This is a genomic window from Rhodomicrobium udaipurense JA643 (genome assembly GCF_000636015.1).
Classification (GTDB): domain Bacteria; phylum Pseudomonadota; class Alphaproteobacteria; order Rhizobiales; family Rhodomicrobiaceae; genus Rhodomicrobium; species Rhodomicrobium udaipurense.
Genome location: NZ_JFZJ01000140.1, coordinates 1 through 8,134, shown reverse-complemented (window position 1 = coordinate 8,134; position 8,134 = coordinate 1). Strand labels below are relative to the sequence as shown.

Below are 8,134 nucleotides of genomic sequence, written 5' to 3'. Positions count from 1 at the left end.
CGATGCGGCGAGAAGGCCGGCGTTTGTGGCGCCCGGCTCGCCAATCGCAAGCGTGCCGACAGGAACGCCCGCTGGCATCTGCACGATGGAGAGCAATGAATCCTGGCCCTTCAGCGCGGTCGTCGCGATGGGCACGCCGAGCACCGGCAGCGTGGTAAGCGCCGCGGTCATTCCCGGAAGATGCGCGGCTCCGCCAGCACCCGCCACGATCACCTTGAAGCCCTCGCCTCGCGCCGATTTCGCGAAGGAATACAGGCGCTCCGGCGTGCGGTGAGCGGAAATAACGCGCGCGTCATATGGCACGCCGAGTTCGTCGAGCACGGCTGCGGCGGCGCGCATGACGGGCCAGTCGGACTGGCTGCCCATGATGATGGCGACAGGGGGCGGGACATTGGTCATATGAAATTACAAATCACGGAATCGCGCGCATCGGAAGCAGCTTTGTGATCGCAGTTTAAATTCTCACCCCGTTTTCCAGCGCCAATGAGCAATCGCGCACTTTCGAGGGCGAGGCCAGTCGGCCGAACCGTTCGCCGCCGTGCCGCTGGGACGCGAGCGGGGGCTACGCGGTTCGGTTACAGCGTCGCAAACGCGGCGGGACTGCGCCAAATCGAAGGCCGACCTAATGCATGCGCGCGATGCTGAAATCCACCGCGTCGATCAGCGCTTTGCGCGCCTCGCCGGCGGGGAAAATGGCGAGCGCCTCGCGCGCTTCCTTGCCGTAGTAAACGGCGCGCTGGATCGTCTCTTCGATGGCGTTATGGCGTCGCATGATCTGAATGGCATGCTCAAGGTCGCCATCTTCAATGGCGCCCTCCTGAAGCGTGCGCCGCCAGAAGGCGCGCTCCTCCGGCGTCCCGCGCCGATAGGAAAGCACCACGGGCAAGGTGATCTTGCCTTCGCGGAAATCGTCGCCGACGCATTTGCCGAGGCTCGCCGCCTCACCCGAATAGTCGAGCGCGTCGTCGATAAGCTGGAACGCGAGGCCGATGTTGGTGCCGTAGAGCCGCAGCGCGGCCTGTTCCTCGGGGCCGCGATTGGTTAGGATCGCGCCGATCTCGGCCGCAGCGGCAAACAGCGCCGCCGTCTTCGAAATGATGACGTTGAGATATTCTTCCTCGGTCGTCGCGAGGTTCTTCGATGCCGCAAGCTGCCAGACTTCACCCTCGGCGATCACGGATGACGCCTCCGAGAGCACCTTCAGCGCGCCGAGCGAGCCGACATCCACCATCATACGGAACGCCTGACCGAGCAGGAAATCGCCGACGAGCACGCTCGCCTGGTTGCCCCACAGCATGCGCGCGCTCTTCTTGCCGCGCCTCATGTCGCTTTCGTCTACGACATCGTCATGCAGAAGCGTCGCCGTGTGCATGAACTCGACCGAAGCAGCGAGCATGATGTGGCCCGTGCCTTCGTAGCCGCACATTTTCGCGGCGCCGATGGTGAGCATCGGGCGCAGCCGCTTGCCGCCGGAATTGATAAGATGACGAGCGAGTTCCGGGATCAGCGCAACGTCGGACCGGGCCTGCGAGAGGATGATGTTGTTCACCTCGCCCATCTCATCATGGACAAGCCGCAGAAGAGGTTCGAGCGCCGCCGACGGATCGCTGCGCTCCTGAACTTGAGCCGCCAAGTTCATGATTTCCTCCGAATGGGCTGCTTGGGCATGATGACGGTCTGGGCGAACCTCGTCAGGATCCCAGAAAAACACCGCTTTGATAACTTAGCCACGTGGCTTAATGTCCCTGGATGCCTGTCCTGTCCGAAAAGGCTTGCTCAATGAAAGAGTTGTTGCGCACTACGGATATTGTGCTCCTCAGTTATGTCAACTCTTTGTTAGGCGACGCGGGGTTTCCGGTTCTCATCGCGGACGTTCACGTGAGTTCGATAGAGGGATCTATCGGCGCTTTTCCCCGGCGCGTTCTCGTCGCCGCCGAAGACTGGGAGGAATGCGCCGAGCTTCTCACGGACGCCGACCTTGGCGATCAGATCTCGGGGCGGACGGCCTCCAGCGGCATTTCGCAGTCTTAATATCGCAAATTCCTATGACGAGTTCGGTCACTTTCACGTGTGATGCCTTCCTCGACGGGCGTGTGACGCTCCGGCAACCGAAGCCGGGCTTCAGGTCCGGGCTCGACGCCGTGTTTCTGGCGGCGGCGTGTCCGGCGCAAGCGGGCGAGCGGGTGCTTGAAGCGGGATGCGGCGCGGGCGCGGCTTCTTTATGTCTCATCGCGCGCGTGCCGGGCGTGAGCGTAACCGGCGTTGAAATCGACGCCGGGCTTGCGGCGCTCGCGCGGGAGAACGCGACCGAAAACGACCTCGCCGCGCAGTTTACTATCGCCAACGCCGATCTCACCGCCTCCTGGACCGAACTCGAAGCGGCTGGCCTTTTCCGCGAGGCTTACGACCACGTCATTGCCAATCCGCCGTTCTTCGAGCATGGCCGCACCCGCCCTTCCAAAGACGCGCGAAACGGCCGCGCCCGTGCCATGGCGGAAGGCGGCTTCGAGGACTGGGCGCGCTTCCTCGCAGCCGCCGCCCGCCCGTCCGCCAGTGCAACCGTCATCCACACGGCGGACGCTTTGCCGCAGATCCTCGCCGCTTTCGACAGGCGCTTCGGGGCGTTGAGCATCCTGCCGCTTCATCCTAAGGCTGGCGCGCCCGCGATCCGCGTTATCGTCAGCGGCATAAAGGGAAGCCGCGCGCCAGCCTCGATCCTTCCGGGCGTCGTGCTTCATGAAGCGGACGGCGCTCCGACGGCGGCAGCGACCGCGATCCTGCGTCACGGCCAATCGCTTTCGCTTCGCGGTTGAGAAGGCCGCTCGCGCTGCCGCGCTTCAGGCGTGCGCGCTTTGCCACAGGCTCCAGCCGCAACTCGACCGGGTATGGCTTGTTAACCTCGTTCACATACACACATGTGTCATAAATTTACCAAGCCGCGTTTCTCCGGCGCGTAGCGACGAGGCGAATGTCATGCGGGTTTCCATGGACGTCGATAGCGAGTCATCTCCGGCCACTCGCCCCAACACCTCGATGTGGGGCAACATTTTTCCGGGCAACCTTTTCTCTAGCGGCAGGACGACCATCCCCGTTGTGCGTCTGAGCGGAGCCATCGGTGCGGCCTCGCCGCTGCGGCAAGGGCTGACGCTTTCGGGCTGCGCCACCGCGCTCGACCGCGCTTTCGCCAGCAAGGGACCGGCGGTTATCCTTCAGATCAATTCGCCTGGCGGGTCGCCCGTTCAGTCGCGCCTCATCTATGATCGCATCGTCGCGCTCAAGGAGGAGCACGACAAGAAGGTGTATGCCTTCTGCGAAGACGTGGCGGCATCAGGCGGCTATATGATCGCGTGCGCGGCGGATGAGATTTACGCGGACGGCTCATCGATCGTCGGCTCCATCGGCGTGATCTCGGCGGGGTTCGGCTTCGTCCACCTTATCCACAAGCTCGGCATCGACCGGCGCGTCTACACGTCCGGCGAAAACAAGATGCAGCTCGATCCTTTCCGGCCAGAAAAGCCGGAGGAAATTTCGCGGCTTAAGCGCCTTCAGGCCATCGTCCACGAAGATTTTATCGCGCTCGTGAAGGAAAGCCGGGGCGACCGGATCGCCAATTCAGGCGGTAACTTATTCACAGGTGAGTTCTGGGCCGGAAGGCAGGCCCTTGAACTTGGCCTGATCGATGGCATCATTGATCTCAGGGCAAAGATGCGCTCGGAGTACGGAGATAAAGTGCGGCTTAAGCTTATCTCCACAGAGCGCGGTTTATTCAGGCGGAAAGCGGGAGTGGGCGTCTCGGTTTCCGGCACAGGGATGGGCATCAGCTTCGCACAAGGCTTTGCTGATGATCTGATCTCTGCTCTCGAAGAGCGTGCGATCTGGGCGCGCTTCGGGCTGTAGTCGGCGGAAGCCGACGCGTTCATGTAAATTGTCGGGGTTGTGTGATGTCTCAGGTTTTTGCTGTTGCGTTGGGAGCGTTGATGCTCGTCTTCGCCTTGCGCTGGTTCAGGCGCGAGGCTGATCGGGTCGAGGCGGCAATCCGCCGGACCGACCGCCGTATCCGGCGCGCAGCGCGTCCGGTCGTAACCACTCCATTGATGTTCGACGCGGCGGCGGGCGTCTATCGACCTGCCGACTGATCCGCCGAAGAAGCGTTCTCCATCCTCCGTTCAAACGCTGGCGCAAGCTTGGCGAAAGCGTTAGCTTCGGTGCATCGTCTTTCGACTTGGCGACGGGTGGCATGATAAAAAGAGACGCGCAGGATGCGGCAGCTATGCCGGTTTCGGTACGCGATGCGCGCGCGTGCGACATTGCGGCCGTTCAGGCCATTTATGCGCATCATGTGCTGAACGGCTTGGCAAGTTTCGAGGAGGTGCCACCCTCCGTGGAGGAAATGGCGATGCGCCGGGAAAGCGTGCTCGCTTCCGGCTTGCCATATCTCGTTGCGGAACGCGGCGGGGCGGTGGTCGGCTTTGCCTATGCGGGGCTGTACAGGCTGCGGTCGGCTTATCGCTATACGATTGAAGATTCGGTTTATGTGGCGGACGGCCTGCGAGGCTGCGGCATCGGCAGCGCGCTTCTGGGCGAATTGCTGGCGCGGTGTGAAGGGGGGCCGTGGCGGCAGATAGTGGCGGTCATCGGCGACAGCGGCAATGCTGGCTCCATTGCGTTGCATAAGCGTATGGGCTTTCATCCGGCTGGCGTTCTTGTCTCGACCGGTTTCAAATTCGGCAGATGGGTGGATAGCGTTCTGATGCAGCGCCCGCTCGGCGAAGGGGACCGAACTCTGCCGGAAAGCGACCGCGCAAAGTCGCTGTAAGCGGACGTGCGCTCGCAGCGGAGCGCCGTCGCGCCGATGATGACTCCCGCCTTAGACCGCTGTAGGATTTCGCCGCAATCGGAACGCCGGACATGCACGGAAAATCCATCCTCTTGATCATCGGCGGCGGCATCGCGGCCTATAAGTGCCTCGACTTCATCCGCCGGGCGAGGGAACGCGGCGCGAAGGTTCGCTGTGTCCTGACGCGCGCCGCGCAGGAGTTCGTGACGCCGCTTTCGGTGGCCGTGCTGTCCGAGGAGCCCGCTTTCACGGAGCTTTTCGACCTCAAGAATGAAACCGAGATTGGTCACATCCGCCTGTCGCGCGAGGCCGACCTCATCATCGTCGCGCCCGCCACGGCGAACTTGCTGGCGAAGATGGCGCACGGCATCGCGGACGACCTCGCGAGCACCGTCATTCTCGCGGGCGACAAGCCCATTCTCGCCGCGCCCGCCATGAACTGGCGCATGTGGACGCATCCGGCCACGCGCCGAAACCTCGCGCAACTGGCGGCCGATGGCGTGCGTTTCGTCGGCCCGAACGAGGGCGGCATGGCGTGCGGCGAGTGGGGCGTCGGCCGCATGGCGGAGGTGGAAGAAATCATCAGCGCCGCGAGCAGGATCTTGCACGAGGATGCCGCCGCGCGCCCCTCACATCAGAGCGGTCCCACGCTGCGCGGCAAATGCGCAGGCGATGCTGCCCCTGAGGACGGCGCTTCGAGCAGCGGCCCACTGACCGGGCGGCACGTGCTCGTTACCGCCGGGCCGACTTACGAGCCGCTCGATCCCGTCCGCTTCATCGGCAATCGTTCTAGCGGAAAGCAGGGCTACGCCATCGCCGCCGCCGCCGCGCGCCTCGGTGCCCGCGTGACGCTCGTGGCCGGGCCGACCGCGCTCCCCGATCCAAAGGGCGTCGCAACGGTGCATGTCGAAACCGCGCGCGAAATGTTCGACGCGGTCGACGCCGCGCTTCCGGCCGATATCGCGGTTTTCGCCGCCGCCGTGGCGGACTGGCGCGCCGCGTCGGTTGAGCCGGAGAAGATCAAGAAAGGCGAAGACGGCCCACCGCAGCTTCGCCTTGTCGAAAATCCCGACATCCTTAAAACCATCGCCTCGCGCGGCTTCGGTCGCCCGCCGCTTGTCATCGGGTTCGCCGCCGAAACGGGTAACGCGGTCGCGCTCGGCTCGAAGAAGCTGGCGAGCAAGGGTGCCGACTGGATCGTCGCCAACGATGTCTCGCCGGAGCGCGGCATTTTCGGCGGCGATCACAACGAAGTGCATGTGATCCGTCGCGACGGCGTGGAGAGCTGGCCTGCCTTGTCCAAGGAGGATGTGGCGCTGCGGCTCATGCGCGCGGCGGCCGAGCATGTCGGCGCAAGCCACCGCAACGCCTCCCAACGCGAAGGAAACTCATGAGCGACGTCGTCGTCCGATATACCGTGCTCCCACACGGCGAGGGGTTGCCTGCGCCGTCCTATTGCAGCGAGCATGCCGCCGGCCTGGACCTGGCGGCGGCGCTGGAGCTGGGGCACGCACAATTTCTCGCGCCGGGCGAACGGGCGCTGATCCCGACCGGCATCGCGCTGGAACTGCCCCATGGGTATGAGGGGCAGGTGCGCCCTCGCTCCGGTCTGGCGCTCCATCATGGGATCACGGTTCTGAATGCCCCCGGCACGATCGATTCCGATTATCGCGGAGAGTTACACGTTTTGTTGATCAACCTTGGCAGCGAGCCCTACGCGATCGAACGTGGCTTCAGGATCGCGCAACTTGTGATTGCGCCGATAGCGCGGGCGACGCTGGAGATTACCGAAAAGCTCCCCGCGACAAAGCGAAACACCGGTGGCTTCGGGTCCACAGGTCAATTGTAAACATGTGGTTTTTATCCGGCGGCATAGGTGCCATGCGCCTATGTTTCGCGCTCTTCGCACTTGCAACATGACCGCGCGTGCTACAATTGTATGTTCAAAGGAGCCGAACACTTGGCTCACAACCATCCAGAAGGAGGTTCCTCAATGCCTGAATCTCACCTCTGGGGAGGAACGATCAGAAAGATGTGGTTGTCGGAAGCCGACAAATTCCGCGACCACCTCTTGAGACTTGACCGTGACAGTCGCCGGATGCGCTTCGGCATGGCTGTGAGCGATGCCTTCATCGTCGACTATGCCTCGCGGCTGGGCGAAATGAAGTGCCTCGTCTACGGTTTCTTCGTCGAAGGAGAACTGCGCGCCGCAGCGGAAATGCGGCAGATCGGCGATGCCTGGTCGGCGGATGCCGAAGGCGCGTTTTCGGTCGAGCATGACTATCAGAACAGGGGCGTCGGCACCGAGCTTCTCGGCCGCATCATCCGTGCGGCGCGGAACCGGGGCATTCAGCGCCTCTACATGAACTGCCTCGCCGAGAACCACAAGATGCAGCGCATCTGCCGGAAGTACGAGGCGGAACTGCTGTTCGATCACGGCGAAGTCGTCGGGCGCGTGTTACCTGCGCTGCCCACCTACATCTCCCTGTGGGAGGAGGCCGTGGACGACACGAGCGGCTTTGTCATGGCGATGATCGACCTGCCGGTTCATTCGGAGCCGGTGGCGTAAACGCTGCTGCAACCTATTAAGAATGGCCGGGCATCTCCCGGCCATTTTCGCTTCCCGTCGGCCATCCAAACGGGCGGCTCAGCGAGAAGCGGCATGGGATCGACCCGCGTTCAACGAACGCGGGTGTCCATCCAATAAAAACGAGGCTCTTTAGTTCTTCGCCTTGTTCACGAGCGCGCGCTCGGCGATCCACGGCATCATGGAGCGCAGCTTCTTGCCGGTCTCCTCGATCGGGTGGCTGTCGCACTTCGCACGCTGCGCCTTGAAGCTCGTCTGGCTCACCTTGTTCTCAAGCATCCAGTCGCGGACGAACTTGCCGCTCTGGATGTCGGAGAGCACGTCCTTCATGGCTGCCTTCGACGCAGGCGTGACGACGCGCGGGCCGGAGACGTATTCGCCGTATTCCGCCGTGTTCGAGATCGAGTAGTTCATGTTCGCGATGCCGCCTTCATAGATGAGGTCGACGATCAGCTTCATCTCGTGCACGCACTCGAAATAGGCCATTTCCGGCGCGTAGCCCGCCTCGACCAGCGTCTCGTAACCCGAGCGCATCAGCTCGACCACGCCGCCGCAGAGCACGGCCTGCTCGCCGAAAAGGTCGGTCTCGCACTCTTCCTTGAAGGATGTCTCGATGATGCCCGCGCGGCCGCCGCCGATGGCGCTCGCATAGGAAAGGCAGAGTTCGTGCCCGTTGCCGCTCGCATTCTGCGCGACCGCGATGAGACATG

11 protein-coding genes are annotated in these 8,134 nt (G+C 63.1%); 8 read left to right on the top strand and 3 right to left on the bottom strand.

Annotated features, from left to right (window positions below; translation table 11 throughout):
- Positions 1–399, bottom strand: a 399-nt coding sequence (purE, locus tag T281_RS14915; protein WP_037241070.1) for a 5-(carboxyamino)imidazole ribonucleotide mutase, incomplete at its 3' end; no start/stop codon positions are given.
- Positions 400–622: 223 nt separating this feature from the next.
- Positions 623–1,639 carry a polyprenyl synthetase family protein gene (locus T281_RS14910; protein WP_037241067.1) on the bottom strand — a complete coding sequence of 339 codons (1,017 nt, stop codon included), beginning with the start codon at positions 1,637–1,639 and terminating at the stop codon, positions 623–625.
- Positions 1,640–1,749: 110 nt separating this feature from the next.
- On the opposite strand from T281_RS14910, the gene T281_RS14905 reads away from it, so the two are divergent.
- The 8 genes from T281_RS14905 (at position 1,750) to T281_RS14875 (ending at position 7,406) form a co-directional block, all read left to right on the top strand.
- Complete coding sequence (locus tag T281_RS14905) at positions 1,750–2,031, top strand: putative signal transducing protein (RefSeq protein WP_338053312.1); 282 nt, start codon at positions 1,750–1,752, stop codon at positions 2,029–2,031.
- A 14-nt stretch (positions 2,032–2,045) separates the two neighbouring features.
- The gene (locus T281_RS14900; protein WP_037241064.1) at positions 2,046–2,813 is read left to right on the top strand and encodes a tRNA1(Val) (adenine(37)-N6)-methyltransferase; all 768 of its coding nucleotides are present in this window, start codon (positions 2,046–2,048) and stop codon (positions 2,811–2,813) included.
- A gap of 160 nt (positions 2,814–2,973) precedes the next feature.
- Positions 2,974–3,897: a S49 family peptidase gene (locus T281_RS14895; protein WP_081796832.1), complete on the top strand. Its 924-nt coding sequence runs from the start codon at positions 2,974–2,976 to the stop codon at positions 3,895–3,897.
- A 44-nt stretch (positions 3,898–3,941) separates the two neighbouring features.
- The gene (locus tag T281_RS18900; RefSeq protein ID WP_041787528.1) at positions 3,942–4,136 is read left to right on the top strand and encodes a hypothetical protein; all 195 of its coding nucleotides are present in this window, start codon (positions 3,942–3,944) and stop codon (positions 4,134–4,136) included.
- Positions 4,137–4,270: 134 nt separating this feature from the next.
- Positions 4,271–4,816 (top strand): GNAT family N-acetyltransferase, encoded by a 546-nt coding sequence (locus T281_RS14890; protein WP_245269264.1) that lies wholly within the window; start codon positions 4,271–4,273, stop codon positions 4,814–4,816.
- Between the two features lie 92 nt (positions 4,817–4,908).
- Positions 4,909–6,231: a bifunctional phosphopantothenoylcysteine decarboxylase/phosphopantothenate synthase gene (locus T281_RS14885; protein WP_037241058.1), complete on the top strand. Its 1,323-nt coding sequence runs from the start codon at positions 4,909–4,911 to the stop codon at positions 6,229–6,231.
- A complete protein-coding gene (gene dut, locus T281_RS14880; protein ID WP_037241055.1) occupies positions 6,228–6,686 on the top strand; it encodes a dUTP diphosphatase in 459 nt (152 codons plus the stop codon). Before T281_RS14885 ends, dut begins: the two co-directional genes overlap by 4 nt.
- Positions 6,687–6,830: 144 nt before the next feature.
- Positions 6,831–7,406, top strand: a complete 576-nt coding sequence (locus T281_RS14875; protein WP_037241052.1) for a GNAT family N-acetyltransferase — start codon at positions 6,831–6,833, stop codon at positions 7,404–7,406.
- 150 nt (positions 7,407–7,556) lie between these two features.
- Here T281_RS14875 and ilvC read toward each other — a convergent pair.
- Positions 7,557–8,134 (bottom strand): ketol-acid reductoisomerase (gene ilvC / locus T281_RS14870; RefSeq protein WP_037241049.1); only part of this gene is annotated, 578 nt, incomplete at its 5' end.

What these genes read in the sequence shown, in the direction of transcription:
- dut (WP_037241055.1), top strand. Translation starts at nt 6,228, where the DNA reads ATGAGCGACGTCGTCGTCCGATATACCGTGCTCCCACACGGCGAGGGG.
- T281_RS14900 (WP_037241064.1), top strand. Translation starts at nt 2,046, where the DNA reads ATGACGAGTTCGGTCACTTTCACGTGTGATGCCTTCCTCGACGGGCGT.
- T281_RS14885 (WP_037241058.1), top strand. Translation starts at nt 4,909, where the DNA reads ATGCACGGAAAATCCATCCTCTTGATCATCGGCGGCGGCATCGCGGCC.
- T281_RS14890 (WP_245269264.1), top strand. Translation starts at nt 4,271, where the DNA reads ATGCCGGTTTCGGTACGCGATGCGCGCGCGTGCGACATTGCGGCCGTT.
- T281_RS18900 (WP_041787528.1), top strand. Translation starts at nt 3,942, where the DNA reads ATGTCTCAGGTTTTTGCTGTTGCGTTGGGAGCGTTGATGCTCGTCTTC.
- T281_RS14905 (WP_338053312.1), top strand. Translation starts at nt 1,750, where the DNA reads ATGCCTGTCCTGTCCGAAAAGGCTTGCTCAATGAAAGAGTTGTTGCGC.
- T281_RS14895 (WP_081796832.1), top strand. Translation starts at nt 2,974, where the DNA reads ATGCGGGTTTCCATGGACGTCGATAGCGAGTCATCTCCGGCCACTCGC.
- T281_RS14875 (WP_037241052.1), top strand. Translation starts at nt 6,831, where the DNA reads ATGCCTGAATCTCACCTCTGGGGAGGAACGATCAGAAAGATGTGGTTG.
- T281_RS14910 (WP_037241067.1), bottom strand. Translation starts at nt 1,639, where the DNA reads ATGAACTTGGCGGCTCAAGTTCAGGAGCGCAGCGATCCGTCGGCGGCG.